General features: G+C 41.3%; 16 protein-coding genes. 15 read left to right on the plus strand and 1 reads right to left on the minus strand.

Annotated elements, in window-relative coordinates:
• Positions 1–22 precede the first annotated feature (22 nt).
• The 4 genes from YK48G_RS00715 (at position 23) to YK48G_RS00730 (ending at position 4151) form a co-directional block, all read left to right on the plus strand.
• Entirely contained in the window at positions 23–1174 is a 1152-nt protein-coding gene (locus YK48G_RS00715) for a CDP-glycerol glycerophosphotransferase family protein (RefSeq protein WP_232365234.1), read from the plus strand.
• Positions 1175–1187: 13 nt separating this feature from the next.
• Complete coding sequence (locus tag YK48G_RS00720) at positions 1188–1997, plus strand: ABC transporter permease (protein WP_203628792.1); 810 nt, start codon at positions 1188–1190, stop codon at positions 1995–1997.
• Between the two features lie 73 nt (positions 1998–2070).
• Positions 2071–3225, plus strand: coding sequence for a CDP-glycerol glycerophosphotransferase family protein (locus YK48G_RS00725; RefSeq protein WP_373300144.1), 1155 nt, complete (start codon positions 2071–2073; stop codon positions 3223–3225).
• Entirely contained in the window at positions 3222–4151 is a 930-nt protein-coding gene (locus YK48G_RS00730; protein WP_203628793.1) for a deoxyribonuclease IV, read from the plus strand. Before YK48G_RS00725 ends, YK48G_RS00730 begins: the two co-directional genes overlap by 4 nt.
• A 6-nt stretch (positions 4152–4157) precedes the next feature.
• On the opposite strand, the gene YK48G_RS00735 is transcribed toward YK48G_RS00730, so the two are convergent.
• Entirely contained in the window at positions 4158–4979 is an 822-nt protein-coding gene (locus YK48G_RS00735; RefSeq protein ID WP_203628794.1) for a pyruvate, water dikinase regulatory protein, read from the minus strand.
• A 180-nt stretch (positions 4980–5159) separates the two neighbouring features.
• On the opposite strand from YK48G_RS00735, the gene rpsU reads away from it, so the two are divergent.
• The 11 genes from rpsU to rpoD all read left to right on the plus strand — a co-directional run bounded on the left by rpsU (position 5160) and on the right by rpoD (position 16108).
• A complete protein-coding gene (rpsU, locus tag YK48G_RS00740; protein ID WP_035177572.1) occupies positions 5160–5351 on the plus strand; it encodes a 30S ribosomal protein S21 in 192 nt (63 codons plus the stop codon).
• Positions 5352–5443: 92 nt separating this feature from the next.
• Entirely contained in the window at positions 5444–5893 is a 450-nt protein-coding gene (locus YK48G_RS00745; RefSeq protein WP_203628795.1) for a GatB/YqeY domain-containing protein, read from the plus strand.
• An 82-nt stretch (positions 5894–5975) separates the two neighbouring features.
• A complete protein-coding gene (locus YK48G_RS00750; protein ID WP_203628796.1) occupies positions 5976–6941 on the plus strand; it encodes a PhoH family protein in 966 nt (321 codons plus the stop codon).
• 21 nt (positions 6942–6962) lie between these two features.
• A complete protein-coding gene (gene ybeY, locus YK48G_RS00755) occupies positions 6963–7445 on the plus strand; it encodes an rRNA maturation RNase YbeY (RefSeq protein WP_203628797.1) in 483 nt (160 codons plus the stop codon).
• Entirely contained in the window at positions 7429–7830 is a 402-nt protein-coding gene (locus YK48G_RS00760) for a diacylglycerol kinase family protein (protein ID WP_203628798.1), read from the plus strand. The genes ybeY and YK48G_RS00760 overlap by 17 nt, the downstream gene beginning before the upstream one ends.
• Positions 7831–7842: 12 nt before the next feature.
• Positions 7843–8739 carry a GTPase Era gene (gene era, locus YK48G_RS00765; RefSeq protein WP_203628799.1) on the plus strand — a complete coding sequence of 299 codons (897 nt, stop codon included), beginning with the start codon at positions 7843–7845 and terminating at the stop codon, positions 8737–8739.
• A gap of 75 nt (positions 8740–8814) precedes the next feature.
• Positions 8815–9576: a DNA repair protein RecO gene (gene recO, locus YK48G_RS00770; protein WP_203628800.1), complete on the plus strand. Its 762-nt coding sequence runs from the start codon at positions 8815–8817 to the stop codon at positions 9574–9576.
• Positions 9577–9954: 378 nt separating this feature from the next.
• The gene (glyQ, locus tag YK48G_RS00775) at positions 9955–10881 is read left to right on the plus strand and encodes a glycine--tRNA ligase subunit alpha (RefSeq protein WP_203628801.1); all 927 of its coding nucleotides are present in this window, start codon (positions 9955–9957) and stop codon (positions 10879–10881) included.
• Positions 10881–12965: a glycine--tRNA ligase subunit beta gene (gene glyS, locus YK48G_RS00780; RefSeq protein WP_203628802.1), complete on the plus strand. Its 2085-nt coding sequence runs from the start codon at positions 10881–10883 to the stop codon at positions 12963–12965. Before glyQ ends, glyS begins: the two co-directional genes overlap by 1 nt.
• 129 nt (positions 12966–13094) lie before the next feature.
• Entirely contained in the window at positions 13095–14924 is a 1830-nt protein-coding gene (gene dnaG / locus YK48G_RS00785; protein WP_203629097.1) for a DNA primase, read from the plus strand.
• 17 nt (positions 14925–14941) lie between these two features.
• Positions 14942–16108 (plus strand): RNA polymerase sigma factor RpoD, encoded by a 1167-nt coding sequence (rpoD, locus tag YK48G_RS00790; protein WP_203628803.1) that lies wholly within the window; start codon positions 14942–14944, stop codon positions 16106–16108.
• The last annotated feature ends 174 nt before the right edge of the window (positions 16109–16282 follow it).

Consider the following 16282-nt stretch of genomic DNA (forward strand, 5'->3'; position numbering starts at 1 on the left):
AATACTGAAAACGGTGAAAATATTGAAAGTTTTATACTTATGGCTGATTAAGGTTATTTCTGTGCTAAACGTTTTTCGACCCAAAAATAAGGCCATTTATATCATGAGTTTTGATGATAACGTTGACTTCATTAAAACATTTGCGCAGACGGTTCCTAGCAAGATTGACTTGGTTGTCCTATACCGTCCTGATACAGAAGCAGCCGCGACTGATTTAGCTGCGTTTGGGATTGTTACCAAGCCATTTAAGGACGGACTAAAATTCGCCTTGGAAGCAATTCCCTTGCTGATGGCGGCTAAACTCATTATTTGTGATAATTATTACGCTTTTTTAGGCGGACTCATTCATCGTCGCGGGACAAAAATTGTCCAAATTTGGCATGCTGATGGTGCCATCAAGAAGTTTGGTTGGCAAGATCCGACGACGCAATCCCGCAGTCAATCAGATAAGCGGCGGTTTCAATCAGTTTACGATCATTTTGATGAATACATCGTGGCTTCAAAAGCAATGGGGAACGTCTTTGTTACCAGTTATCATGAAGACTTCACTAAAATTCGACTGCTGGGTTATCCTAGATCAGATCAGTATTTAGATACTAATTGGCAGCAGGTTGCTCGGCAGCGAATCTTTCGAGCAGCACCAGAGCTTAAAAACAAGCGGGTGATTCTATACGCGCCTACTTATCGGCCACAGCAAAGTTTTAAATTACCGAGTGGGTTAAGTGATGCGCTGGCGGCAGATCCAAATGCGATTGTCGTGGTCAAATTACACCCGGTTTTACGCGATAGGGAAACCGCAGTTAGAGAAATTGGCAATCCCCGCATTAAGTTTTACCACGAATTAACAACGAGTGATTTGTTAACAGTTGCGGATACCTTGGTGACAGATTATTCTTCGGTGGCCTTTGACTTTAGCTTGTTGCCGAATGCTAAGTCAATGATCTTTTTTATGTTTGACCTTGAACAGTATCAACAAAATCCTGGTATCCAGGATGATTATCTAGATTGGCTGCCATCAAAGCCGCTGTCGACGGTTCGTGAGCTTCGACAAGCAATTATTGAAGCCCAGCCAATGGATTTCGGTGAGTTTAATGAACACTGGAACACATTTAACGATGGCAAAGCAACCAAACGGGTGGTCGCGCGTTACGCCCAGTTTCTAAAATCGCATTAAGGGGTGCCTGAAAGTGAAAGAAGTTTTTACGCTACTAAAGGAACAGTTTGAAAATATTGGGATTATTTTTCGAATTTCAAAATATGAAGATAAGGCGGAATATCAAAGCCATTATTTAGGGTTGGTTTGGGAATACTTGTATCCGCTGATCCAAATTGCAATTTATTGGCTGGTCTTTGGAATTGGTCTCAAACATGGCAGCACGACCCATGGAATTGATTATTTACCTTGGATGGTCATTGGGATTACCCCTTGGTTTTTCATGAATCGGGCAAGCTTGGATGCTTCAAAGAGTATTTACCAACGTGTTGGCATGGTTTCAAAAATGAAGTTTCCGGTTAGTGTCTTGCCGACGATCAAAATCGTTAGTAACTTAAGTGCCTTTTGGACAATGTTAGTCTTCTCAATCGTAGTAGGGTTTCTTTATGGCGTGATGCCATCGATTTATTGGATTCAATGGCTCTATTACTTTATTTGTATGATTGCTTGGCTCATTGCATTTGGGATTTTTAATTCAACGATTTCCGTATTGGTTCGAGATTATCGAATCTTACTCCAATCGGTTATGCGGATGTTGTTCTATATGTCTGGTGTGCTGTTTAATTTTGAGACAAATTCATTTCCGGCACCGTTTGTCCATATCCTGCAATTGAATCCATTTTTCTACGTGGTTTCCGGCTTTCGAGATTCGATGCTATCGACGAATTGGTTCTGGCAAAAGCCAACGCTTACGATTGTCTTTTGGGGAATGATTTTATTCTTCTTGTTGGTTGGTTCGCATCTGCACTACAAATTCCGTTCAAGATTTGTAGACCTGATCTAGCGGGGAGGTCGAATGATTGAAAAGTGCTTTAATTAGATTGATTAAATTAATTGCGCGCTGGGTACTCATCGTGATGAACGATGGGTTTCTTTGTATGCGAGTAAAAAAGCAAACGATCGTGTTTGAGAGCTTTAATGGTCGAGATATTAGCGACAACCCGCTGGCAATATACAATCAGTTAGTTAAATTGGCACCTGAGAGGCGCGCTACGTGTTATTTTAGTGTGAAACCAGCCGAATATCGGCGGCTGGCGGCTGCTTTTCCAGATGTTCAATTAATTAAACGGTTTACGCCGGGTTGGGTGAGCGTGATTGCCCGCGCCAATTTTTGGGTGATGAATTCACGAATGCCAACTTGGTGGCGAAAAAATCGCGGGACCATTTATATTCAAACCTGGCATGGCACGCCGCTAAAAAAATTAGGCGTTGATATTGACAACGTCGAAATTCCCGGCAGTTCCACCGCCAAGTATCATCGTAGTTTCGTGGCCGAGGCGAGCCGCTGGGATTATTTGATTGCGCCTAATCAATATTCTGAAGATATTTTTAGATCTGCTTTTAAGTTTAAAAACCAGTTTTTAGAGGTCGGCTATCCTAGAAACGACACACTTTATAACGATAATAATTCAGCACATATCGCTAAAATTAAGCAGGCCTTATTTGGGTATCAACCAAAACAAGTCATCATGTATGCGCCAACTTGGCGGGATGATGACTTCAAGCGGCAGGGGACCTATAATTTTGAGTTGCCGTTTTCATTAGCCGCGTTTTTTAATACCGTTTCTCAAGATACGGTGTTGATTATTCGCCCCCATTATTTGGTTAAAGATCATATCGATATCTCCGGATTTGAAGATCGGGTTAAGATTTTTGCCAATGAGGATATTAACGAACTTTATTTGATCACCGATCTTTTGATCACCGATTATTCTTCGGTCATGTTTGACTATGCGAATTTAAAACGGCCAATCCTGTTTTTCCCATATGATTTGAAGCATTATCGGGATGAATTACGCGGCTTTTATTTTGATTATCGGCAATCTAACTTACCAGGGCCGATGGCAACGACTCAGACCGAATTTTTAAGCTATCTTAGACAATATTACTTGAGTGGTCGATTTATTGATTTTGACGGCAATTTAAATCGGTTTAACCAAAAGTTTTGTGCATGGGAAACTGGTCAGGCGGCTCAAAAAGTCGTACAGGTTATTTTAGGAGGACAATCATGAGTGAAGCAACATTCTTAATTGGATCACATGTTAGTATGAATGGCAAAGACATGTTTTTAGGATCTGCCGAACAAGCAGCCAGTCTTGGTGAAAATGTGTTTATGGTTTACACCGGTGCACCACAAAATACCGTCAGAAAACCAATTGACAAGCTTAATGGTGATGCTGGCAAAGCCTATATGAAAGACCACGGCTTAAAAAAAGTCGTGGTCCATGCGCCATACATTATTAATCTGGGTAATACATTGAAGCCACAAAACTTTGCCTTTGGCATTCAGTTTCTTCAACAAGAAATTCGACGGGCCGAAGCAATTGGTGCCAAGCAAATTGTTTTACACCCAGGGGCCCATGTAGGTGCGGGTCCGCAAAAAGCAATTCAGCAAATTGCCGAAGGCTTAAACGAGGTAATTACTAACGACCAACACGTCCAAATTGCTTTGGAAACGATGGCGGGCAAAGGAACCGAAGTGGGGACATCATTTGAACAGTTAGCTGAAATTATCAATCAGGTGGTTGATAACGATAAGTTGTCAGTGACGTTTGATACTTGTCATACTAACGATGCCGGCTATGATGTCAAAAATGATTTTGACGGCGTCTTAAACGAATTTGACCACGTTTTGGGCATTGATCGGTTGAAAGTTATTCATTTAAACGATTCTAAAAATGAGCGGGGCAGCCGCAAAGATCGCCATCAAATAATTGGCTTAGGAACGATTGGCTTTGACGCGTTAAATTATATTGCCCATCACCAACAATTAACGGCGATTCCAAAGATTATGGAAACGCCGATTTTAAAAGACGAGCATGACAAAAAAATCAAGTATAATCCTCATGGCTATGAAGTCGCCATGTTAAAGCGCCAGCAGTTTAACCCAAAGATTATTGCGGATATGAAGGCAAATAAGCCTTATGATACGTTGTAAGTTGAATTAATCCTCAAAGGTCGTTGTGTCCAAGTTGAGACTTTCCAAGATAATTGTTGCCGTTTCTTCGATTGATTTGTTGGCGACATTGATTGTCAAACAGCCCAATCGTCGGTAAAGTTCCTTAGCATATTGAAGTTCTTTTTTGATATTTTCCGTATCTGAATAAGGGGTGTCACCAGCCATCCCGTATGATAGCATTCGCTGACGCCGAATCTTATGAAGCTTTTCGGGAGTATTAAGCAACCCAAAAATCCGGTTTCGATCAACCTGATCTAATTCTTCTGGGATTTTTAAACTGGGACCAATGGGGAGATTTGCGACTTTTTGATTTTGATTGGCCAAATAAAGCGATAACGGTGTTTTGGACGTCCGCGAAACCCCTAGAAGGACAATGTCGGCTTCTAAAAGCCCCTTGACGTTTTTGCCATCGTCATTTTCAACTGCAAATTCAATTGCAGAAATTCTGGCAAAGTAGTTCTGGTTAAGATCATGAATAAGCCCTGGAATATGGGCCGGGCTTTCGCCGATTGATTGAGAGATCATTGCCATGGGCTGTTGGACACAATCAAAATTAAAAATCTGGTTTTCTTTACAGAAGTCTTCAACCAGCTGGCTGAGATCGGGACTGACGAGGGTATGGAAGATGATAGCGTGGTTACTTTTGGCTAATTTTAAAATGCCCCTTAGAATTGAATCCGTTTGAATAAATGGAAATCGTCTCATTTCTGCTTTTAGGTCAGGAAATTGGGAGACAGCAGTTTGTGCGATCGTTTGAGCCGTTGCACCGCTTGAGTCTGAGATAATAAAAATGTTTTGCGTTTTCATGGTGGGAGCGCTCCTCTAAATTAATTTTCTAAATAAATAGTAACATGTACCAGCGTTTTTAGTTTAAATCATTGACGATACTGACAATCATATGTATAATTTATTTCGAACCGTTTTAGGATGCACACTTGGAGTGCTTTTTAAACAGTTACATTCAAGCTCGGAGGGAGGGAATTTCACATGGCAAAGACAGTCGTTCGTAAAAACGAGTCTCTTGATGATGCTCTTCGACGCTTCAAACGTACAGTTTCAAAAAGCGGTACATTACAGGAATATCGTAAACGTGAGTTTTATGAAAAACCAAGTGTAAAGCGTAAATTAAAGTCCGAAGCAGCACGTAAGCGTAACAACAAGAAGAAACGTCGTTATTAAGACACTATTAAAGGGTCGGAGCCTAATTTTTATTAGTCTCTGATCTTTTTTAATGGTAAAATTTAAGTATTAATCGAAAAGAGGCCACTTTGATGAGTGTTTATGATCAATTAAATTCAGACTTAAAAGATGCAATGAAAGCCCACGATAAGGTAAGGTTGGGGGTTATTCGCGGCATTAAGTCTCAAATAATGAATGCAAAAGTAGAAAGTGCGGATCATGATTTATCTGACGTTCAGATGATGTCGATTGTCATGAAAGAAATCAAGCAGCAAAAAGAATCCTTGGAAGAATTTAAAAAGGCCAATCGACAAGACTTGGTTGAAGACCAAACCGCCAAGCTAAAAATCGCTGAGACTTATGCACCGAAACAGTTGTCGGCGGATGAGGTTCACCAAATTGTTAAACAGACAATTGATCAAGTTGGTGCCGAATCAATGGCTGACTTCGGTAAGGTGATGGGGGTAGTCATGCCGAAGGTAAAAGGAAAAGCTGATGGCAGTGTCATTAATCAACTTGTTAAAAAACAGCTGCAAAGTTAATTAATTACCAAAACGTTTTGGAAATAGCTTGATTTATGCTAGTATCACACTAATCATACTAATTAAAAAGGAGTTTGTGTATTTGGCTGATACTGAACAGATAACAAAGGAATTTATCGTATCTGACCCAAATCAATTGCTACAAATTGTTGGGACTCAAAACGAGTTTGTGACGATCCTTGAAGAAGGTATGGCAACTTCAATTAACGTCTTTGGTAATTCAATTCGAATTACGGGAGATGCCGCAACTGTTGATTTAACTGTCCAGATTTTAGAAAACATCTTAACGTTGATTCAAAAGGGCATCAACATCAACAGCAGTGACTTTATTTCTGCTGTGAATATGGCTAAAAAAGGGACGTTGGAATATTTTCAAGACCTTTATAACCAAGTCCTGATAAAAGACGCTAAGGGAAGAGCTGTCCGGGTTAAAACGTTTGGTCAGCGCCAATATGTTCAAGCCATTCGCCATCACGACGTTGCGTTTGGGATTGGGCCGGCTGGCACGGGCAAAACATATTTAGCAGTCGTTATGGCGCTTGCTGCCTTAAAACAAGGAACTGTGGACAAGATTGTCTTAACTCGGCCCGCTGTTGAAGCAGGTGAGAGCCTTGGCTTTTTGCCTGGTGACCTTAAGGAAAAGGTGGATCCTTACTTGCGGCCAATTTACGATGCTTTGCATTCGATTCTGGGCGCAGAACACACAGAGCGGCTAATGGATCGGGGTGTCATTGAAATTGCCCCACTAGCTTACATGCGTGGTAGAACGTTGGATAATGCATTTGTCATTTTAGATGAAGCTCAAAATACGACAAACATGCAGATGAAGATGTTTTTAACTCGCTTGGGGTTTGGTTCCAAGATGATCGTCAACGGAGACATCTCACAAATTGATTTGCCAAAGCGAACGGCCAGTGGACTGGTGGCTGCACAGCAAATCTTGAAAAATATTGATCAAATCGAATTTGTGACCTTTACTGCAGAAGATGTCGTTCGTCACCCAGTCGTTGCCAAAATTATCACTGCTTATGAAAATAGCGGTCACTAAACGAATTGAGGAAGAGTTTGAATGGATTTAGAGATATACGATAAAACGACGGATGGGGTTGTTGAACAAGACCAAAAACTCATCCGGGACGTACTTGATTTTGCTGGGCATTATCTTAAGTTGGCAGATAATACGGAAATGTCTGTGACTTTAGTGAATAATGACGAGATTCAGCGAATTAATAAAAAATATCGAGGAGTAGATCGGGCAACGGATGTCATTAGTTTTGCGATTGAAGATAACGCTGATGATGAGTTCCCAATTGTCATGGACGAAGCCCTCAAAGAAAGTATTCCAGAAAACATCGGTGATATTTTTGTTTCCGTTGATAAGGTGGCTGAACAAGCGGATTATTTAGGCCATTCATTCCAACGAGAACTAGGGTTCCTAGTTGTGCACGGCTTTTTGCATCTCAACGGGTATGATCATATGAAAAAGGCCGATGCTGACGTGATGTTTCCGTTGCAAAAAGAGATTTTGAATAGATATGGCCTTAAAAGATAAAGATAACAGACAGATTGACAAAAATAAAACCTTTATCCAATCCCTTGGGCACGCCTTGGATGGGATTAAGCGATTAATTTTAGAAGAACGTAATTTTCGTTTTGATTTAATCATCGCTTTTTTGGCAATTTGTTTGGGCGTTATTTGCCAAATTAAAATTAATGAGTGGGTTTGGTTGTTTGCAGCGTTTTTTTCTGTAATTGGTTCGGAAGTGCTTAATTCAATTATTGAAAATGTCGTTGATTTAATTGTCGGCCATCATTACGATTTTTTGGCTAAACGAGCTAAGGATATTGCCGCTGGGGGAGTTTTAATGTCAGCGCTATTTGCCGTTATTATCGGTTCGCTGATTTTTATCCCCAGATTTATTCAACTACTAAAATAAGTGAGGTAAAAAATGGATAATCCAAATTTTCATTCCGGATTTGTTGCAATTGTTGGCCGGCCCAATGTTGGGAAGTCGACTTTTTTGAACAGAGTTGTCGGGCAAAAGATTGCAATTATGAGCGACAAGCCTCAAACGACTCGAAATAAAATTCAAGGCGTCTATACGACCAAGGAGTCTCAAATTGTCTTTATCGATACACCGGGAATTCATAAGCCTAAAGATAAGCTGGGCGATTTTATGATGGAGTCGGCTTTATCGGCCCTCAAAGAGGTTGACGCAGTTTTGTTTATGGTTAATGCCACTCAACGGCGGGGTGCGGGTGATAACTTTATTATTGACCAGCTTAAAAAACTTGATCGTCCCGTTTACTTGGTTATTAACAAAATTGACGAAATTTCACCTGATGATATTATGGCCATTATTGATCAATACAAAGATGCCTTACAATTCAAAGATGTTTATCCAATTTCTGCTCTTCAAGGTAATAATGTTAATGAACTCATCAATACCCTCGTTCAAGAACTTCCTGCCGGTCCGCAATACTACCCGGCTGACCAAGTAACTGATCACCCAGAGCGGTTTGTTATTTCGGAACTGATTCGAGAAAAGGTGATGCAGCTAACCCGCCAAGAAATTCCAACTTCAACGGCGGTGTATGTTGAAAGTATTAAGGATGATAATGGGCTGCTTAGGATTCAGGCAACCGTTATTGTTGAGCGGGATGGTCAAAAAGGCATTGTGATTGGTAAGGGCGGATCGATGCTCAAAAAAATTGGCACCCTCGCCAGAAAAGACATTGAAAATATGATGGGCAATAAAGTCTTTTTGGAATTGTGGGTAAAGGTTCAACCCCGTTGGAAAGATAAGCAAAGCTTACTTGATACCTATGGTTACAAAAAAGATTAATCGCTAACAAAAGACTTTCGGATTTATTGATGTTTATAATTTCTGCAATATTTTTTGTATCCGGGGTGGTAATACTTGGCAAAGGGGCAGTTAACTGATTTTAACGGCATTTTGTTGTATACAAAGCCTTATCGTGAGCGAGATCTTTTGATTAAATTTCTGACAAGGGAATTCGGTAAAAAGATGTTTCTTGTCCGAGGTGCCAAACGGCCACGATTTAAGATGCGAGCGGCGATTTTGCCATTTACTTTTGGGTTATATGGCGGCGATATCAAAGAAGACGGACTATCGTACGTTAACGATGGCAAGCAAGTAAATCACTTTAATGAAATTGCCGATGACATTACTAAGAATGCCTATGCAACTTATGTCATGTCATTAATCGACTTGGCCTTTCATGATGGCGAACCGATTCCAGCTTGGTATGATCGATTACTCATTGGCCTCCGGTTAATTAACGAGGGGTTTGATGCCCAAATTATTACCAATATTTTTGAAGTTCAATTGTTACAGGCCTTTGGGGTTGCCCCTAATTGGGTGGATTGTGCGGTTTGCCATCGACGCGATTTGCCATTTGATTACTCAGAAGCTTATGGAGGCCTACTTTGTCAAAACCACTGGCATCTTGATCCTTACCGATTGCATTTAGATGCCAGAACGATCTATTATCTGCGACTTTTTTCTGTCGTTGATCTGGCCAAGTTGACACATATTGCCGTGAGCGATAAAACTAAAAAAGCGCTTCGGCAGGTTTTGGATCAGATATATCAGCGCAGCGTTGGAGTGGTGCCTAAGAGTAAACGATTTATTGATCAATTAGGCAAATTTAAGCTTTAATGACATGGCATCATAATGCTACGTTGACATTCAAGCTAATCTCAACTATGATTATTTTTGGAATAAATATGTTTCAGCAATGAGAAAAGAAACGGTTTGTTTTGGTTGATAAAGCGAAGTCGGATAGGTGCGAGCCGGCTGAAGTCAGGCATTCACGTGGCGCTTTTTGAGCTGAATAATTAAGTGCTGGCAGAATTGTCAGAAGTAGGGTGGAACCGCGATTTATTCGTCCCTATGTTTAAGTGGCTGAGTGTAGCCATTAAACATAGGGACTTTTTTTGATTAAATCAGATAGCTATGTAACGCACAAAGCTGCATCTAAATCTGCTTGGCACTTTTTACCGCTTTGCTTCGCTCACTTTATGAGGAGGAATATTAATGACTGAAAAATTATCAGTTCAAGAAATTATTTTACGATTGCAAAAATATTGGGCAGCTCAAGGCTGTATGCTGATGCAGGCCTACGACACGGAGAAGGGTGCCGGGACGATGAGCCCTTACACCTTTTTGCGGGCAATTGGTCCAGAACCATGGAACGCGGCTTATGTAGAGCCATCTAGAAGACCGGCTGACGGCCGTTACGGTGAAAACCCTAATCGGCTTTACCAACATCATCAATTTCAAGTAATTATGAAACCCTCCCCGGAAAACATTCAAGATTTGTATCTGAATAGTTTGAAAGAGCTTGGCATCAACCCACTTGAACACGATATCCGGTTTGTTGAAGATAACTGGGAAAACCCTTCAATGGGTTGTGCTGGTGTTGGTTGGGAAGTTTGGCTTGACGGAATGGAAATTACTCAATTTACGTATTTTCAAATTGTTGGTGGCCTGGAAATGGATCCGGTTGCTTCTGAAATTACCTATGGCTTGGAACGGTTATCTTCCTACATCCAAGATGTTAATTCTGTTTTTGACTTGGAATGGTCAGACGATGTCTTGTACGGAGATATTTTTAAGGAACCCGAATACGAGCATTCCAAATACAGTTTTGAAGTAAGCGATCAAGAAATGTTACTCAAACATTTCAATGAATACGAACATGAAGCTAAACGATTATTAAAATTAAGCTTAGTTCACCCAGCTTATGACTATATTCTAAAGTGCAGCCATACCTTTAACCTGCTAGATGCACGCGGCGCGGTGTCAGTCACCGAACGAGCCGGCTACCTGTCAAGAATTCGAAATTTAGCTCGTTGGGTTGCCAAAGAGTTTGTTGCTGCCAGAAAACGGCGGGGCTTTCCATTAATTAAGGATGAAAAAAAGCGCCAAGCCTTACTTAAAGATGAAACGGAGGAAAAATAATGGCTAACAATTTCTTACTTGAAATCGGCTTGGAAGAAATTCCTGCCCACGTCGTGACACCAAGTATTCATCAGCTTAAAAAACGGGCTGAAGATTACCTTAAACAGCAACGGATTGCATTTGATCATATTAAAACGTTTAGCACGCCAAGGCGCTTAACGCTATTCATTGCTGGATTAGCTGATAAGCAGCCAGATATTGATCAATCGGTCAAAGGCCCGGCCAAAAAAATCGCGCAAGATGCCGATGGTAACTGGACCAAAGCGGCGATTGGCTTCTCCAAGGGTCAAGGGGCCACAACTGATGACATTACGTTTAAAGAAGTCAAAGGCACTCAATATGTGTTTGTGGAAAAACATATTGCTGGCAAGCCGGTGGCTGAAATTTTGACAGGCATGAAGGACGTCGTTACGTCAATGACTTTTCCAACGATGATGAAGTGGGGAAGCTATTCGTTTGAATATGTTCGACCAATTAAGTGGTTGATTGCTTTGCTCAACGATGAAGTGATCCCGTTTAAGATTTTAGACGTCGCAACTGATCGGATAACTTCCGGGCACCGTTTTTTGGGCCAAGATATCGAGTTGGCGAATGCTGATGAGTATGAGGAAAAGCTTACAGAACAATTTGTGGTTGCCGATGCTCAAAAGCGCCAAGAAATGATTACGAAACAAATTCAACAAATTGCCCAGGACCATAATTGGCAAATCAACTTAGACCCGGATTTGCTTGAGGAGGTTAATAATCTGGTCGAATGGCCAACTGCCTTTGCCGGCAATTTCGATGATAAATATTTGGCCATTCCAGATGAAGTGTTGATTACTTCAATGAAGGATCACCAACGTTTCTTTTACGTTACCGATCAAGACGGCAAGCTCCTGCCGCATTTTGTTTCGGTTAGAAATGGCAATGATTATGATTTGCAAAACGTGGTTCAAGGAAACGAAAAAGTCCTGACGGCACGATTGGAAGATGCCATGTTCTTCTATCAAGAAGATCAAAAGAAGACTATTAGTGATTACGTTGAGCGATTAAAAAAGGTCAGTTTTCATGACAAGATTTCGACAATGTATGAAAAAATGCAACGAACTCAAGTCATTGCCGATTATTTAGGTAATTTAGTTGGTCTGTCTACTAATGAGTTAAAGGATTTAAAACGGGCCGCCGAGATTTATAAGTTTGACCTGGTTACCGGCATGGTGGGTGAATTTGCTGAACTGCAGGGGGTCATGGGTGAGAAATATGCCTTGCTGGCAGGCGAGTCTCCGGCCGTTGCCAAAGCAATTGCAGAACATTACATGCCGATTTCGGCGAGCGGCAAACTACCGACTTCAACGATTGGAGCTGTTTTGGCGGTTGCCGATAAATTAGACAGTATTTTGACTTTCTTTGCTGCTGATATGATTCCAAGCGGTTCCAATGACCCGTATGCACTACGTCGTCAGGCAACTGGCATTGTCCGGATTGTTTCGGCTCAAAATTGGCGGTTTGATTTAGACGACTTGCTAGCTAACGTGATTGACCGCCAGGAACAAGCAAAAGTTGCCCCCAAGCTGAATATGCGCGCCCAGATTAGTGCTGTCAGCGATTTTGTTAAGGATCGGATCAAGCAGTTCTTAGACGATTTGGGAATTCGCTACGATATTTCTGATGCCGTGACATCTGGTTCCCATACCAACATCGTTTATAATATTGCGAGTGGAAAAGTGCTTCAGGACCACAAAGCTGACCCTGACTTCAAGGAAGTCATTGAATCACTCACTCGGGTTCAACGAATTTCAAAGAAGGGGCAGTTTGCTGATGATGATTTGGCCGTTGAACCGGCTTTATTTGAAAATGAGTCTGAAAGCACCCTTTATCAAGCTGTCACTCAGGCACTTGACCAGTATACAAGTCAATCCGCTGAAAATGCCTTCCAGCGATTGGCTCAACTGAAGGATCCAATCAACGACTACTTTGATAAAACAATGGTGATGGCAAAGGATGACAAACTGAAAAATAACCGGCTTCGTTTGTTAACCGTGATTTCACGAATGATTATGTTCTTGGGGGACCTTGATAAATTAGTCGTAAAAGGTGAGTAAGGGTTTATAATTGTACAAATCAAAATTATATGATAGTATATGATTACGTATCGCTAGGACAATAAGTCGCACTTTTAGGTGCGACTTTTTGCCGGTATTTGGACATGTAAAGATGGGAGGCGAAAGACGATTAAGATCCCAGAAGATGTGATTGAACAGATCAGATCGCAAGTTAACATTGTTGATGTGGTTTCCCAATTCGTTCAGTTGAAGCAATCTGGTAAGAATTTATTTGGTCTTTGTCCGTTTCATGAAGAACGAACCCCATCTTTTTCAGTTTCAGAAGAGAAACAGATTTTTCATTGTTTTAGTTGTGGCCGTGGGGGTAATGTTTTCAAGTTTTTAATGGAACTGCAGAATATTTCGTTTCCAGAAGCAGTTAAAAAAGTTGCTGAGATGGCAAACATCCCCCTCGATAAAAAGTATTTAGAAGTCGGCCATTCAAATGGCGCTAGCGAAGAGAACTCGCGACAAAAGCAGTTGGTTGAACTCCACGAGCAGGCAGTCAAGCTTTATCACCATATTTTGACAAACACTAAAATGGGTGAGGCCGCCCTTGCTTATCTTCACAAGCGTGGGGTTTCTGATGAGACCATTACAACTTATCAGTTGGGATATGCACCTGCTCAACGATTGTTGAAGCCATTCTTTGACGAACGTCACGTTGATTATCAATTGTTGCGAAAGTCAGGGCTCTTTTCTGAAGACGAAGCCGGTAATCTACGGGATCGGTTCGTTGACCGGGTGATGTACCCAATTCGAAACGGTAGCGGGCAAACGGTTGCGTTTTCGGGCCGATTGCTTACAACCAATCCGGAGATGCCGAAGTATTTAAATAGTCCGGAAACAGAAACGTTTAATAAGCGTAAGATCCTTTTCAATTTAGACTTAGCCCGTACAAATATTCGCAACCAACAGCCAGCCATTTTATTTGAAGGTTTTATGGATGTCATATCTGCCTATCAAGCAGGGATTAAGTCTGGGATCGCGTCGATGGGAACCAGTCTAACTGAACAACAAATTTATGATATTAAACGGATTACTCGTGACGTGGTTATTTGCTACGATGGTGATACGCCAGGGCAAAAAGCGATCAAGCGGGCAATTGATGAGTTTAGTCATCACGATACCAACTTGAACGTCAAAGTTGTGTCGATACCAAATGGAATGGATCCGGATGAATTTATCAGATCCAAGGGTGCCGATGATTTTAATAAGTTATTGACTCACGCCCAGGCGCCAGTTGAGTTTGAGCTGAACTATCTAAAAAAACAGTACAATTTGAATTCTGAGGTTGATCAAAGCCGCTATATTGCAGAGGCAATTAAATTGATCAGCCAAGTTAATTCCGGCATTTCGCGTGATCTTTATTTAAACCGGTTAGCCGACGAATTTTCAGTTGATAAGTCGCTTTTACAGCAACAATTAACGCCGCTGCTCAAGAAAACGCCGCCGACTCGTCGGACACCCTATCAAGCGTCGGGTATTCAACCACCGGCACAAGCCCCTAAGAAACAGTTAACACTGGTCCAAACCGCTGAAATGCAATTGCTTAACCGGATGCTGCATTATCACGATGTTTGGTTGAAGGTCAGTAACATTCCGGGATTTGCGTTTGTCGATGACCAATTTCAGATGTTATATCTTTTAGCTGAAGGGTATTTTACAAAAGCAAGTGAGTATAACGTGGCCGCGTTTAGCAACTTAATTTCTGAGAATTCCTTACAGAGCTTATTAATTGATATTGAGATGTTGGAATTACCGGATTCGCCCAGTGAACAAGAAATTGATAATTGTGTTAATATCTTAATGCATCGGGCGCCAGTGGATTCCAAGCTCAAAAAAAAGCGGGCAGAACTAAAACAGGCGACTAAAATTGGCGATGTTGATAAGCAAAAAGAATTAATGGTTGAAATCATTAAGCTTGAGCAACAAAAAAGATTAGAGCAACAAGTCTAACTTCAGGAGGCATTTTGATGGCTAATAAGAAAACAAGCAAGGTAAATGTAACAAAGGAAACCCAAAGCAAGAAAGCAACAACTGCTAAGAAAGCCGAAAAGCCTTACAAGAAGGTATTTGATGCGATTGTTAAAGAAAACAAGCAGATCGGCCACATTACCTATGATGAACTCCAGAAGAAGATTCAAGAACCATATTCTTTGAATGATAAAGACATGGAAAGCTTGCTTGAAGCGATTGAAGATTCAGGAATCAGCGTTGTTGATGAAAATGGTGATCCTGATCCACGGGCAATTGGCGCTGCTAAGAAAGTGACTAAAAAGGAACTTTCCGACGTTTCGGCCCCAACTGGTGTCAAAATTAATGACCCCGTTCGAATGTATCTTAAGGAAATTGGTCGTGTTTCATTGCTGAGCGCCGATGAAGAAATTTCACTGGCTAAACGAATTGAGGCCGGCGATGAAGAAGCCAAACAGGAATTGGCCGAGGCCAACTTGCGATTAGTGGTTTCGATTGCCAAAAGATATGTTGGCCGGGGAATGCAATTCCTTGATCTTATCCAAGAAGGTAACATGGGCTTAATGAAAGCTGTTGAAAAATTTGATTACCGAAAGGGCTTCAAATTCTCAACTTACGCTACTTGGTGGATTCGCCAGGCCATTACCCGAGCAATTGCTGATCAGGCTCGAACTATTCGAATTCCGGTTCATATGGTTGAAACGATTAATAAACTTATCCGAATTCAGCGTCAATTGCTTCAAGATCTTGGCCGAGAGCCGTTGCCTGAAGAAATTGGGGCCGAAATGGATATGCCGACTGAAAAAGTCCGAGAGATTTTGAAAATTGCTCAAGAGCCGGTTTCATTAGAGACACCAATTGGTGAAGAGGATGATTCGCATCTGGGTGATTTTATTGAAGATCAAGATGCTACTTCACCAGCTGATCATGCCGCTTACGAGTTGTTGAAGGAACAGTTGGAAAGTGTTTTGGATACGTTAACTGACCGAGAAGAAAACGTCTTACGCTTACGTTTCGGCTTGGATGACGGTCGAACCCGAACACTTGAAGAAGTTGGCAAAGTATTCGGTGTTACCCGCGAACGAATTCGTCAAATCGAAGCCAAGGCGTTACGCAAATTACGTCATCCTTCACGAAGTAAACAACTTAAAGACTTTTTAGAGTAGTCAAAACAATTGATAGGAGTCCTGAACAAAATGAAATTTTGTTTATGGGCTCCTGTTTTTTTGCTCAGTTATAATTTATAATGAATTTAACATTTAATTTACAATAGGTGCGCAAAGCCGCATGGTGGACACAAGCCTTGTTCTGTTCGTTTTATTAGAATGCGTCAAGCAGAA

It is taken from the genome of Lentilactobacillus fungorum (genome assembly GCF_016860605.1).
In the GTDB taxonomy this organism is placed as follows: Bacteria; Bacillota; Bacilli; order Lactobacillales; family Lactobacillaceae; genus Lentilactobacillus; species Lentilactobacillus fungorum.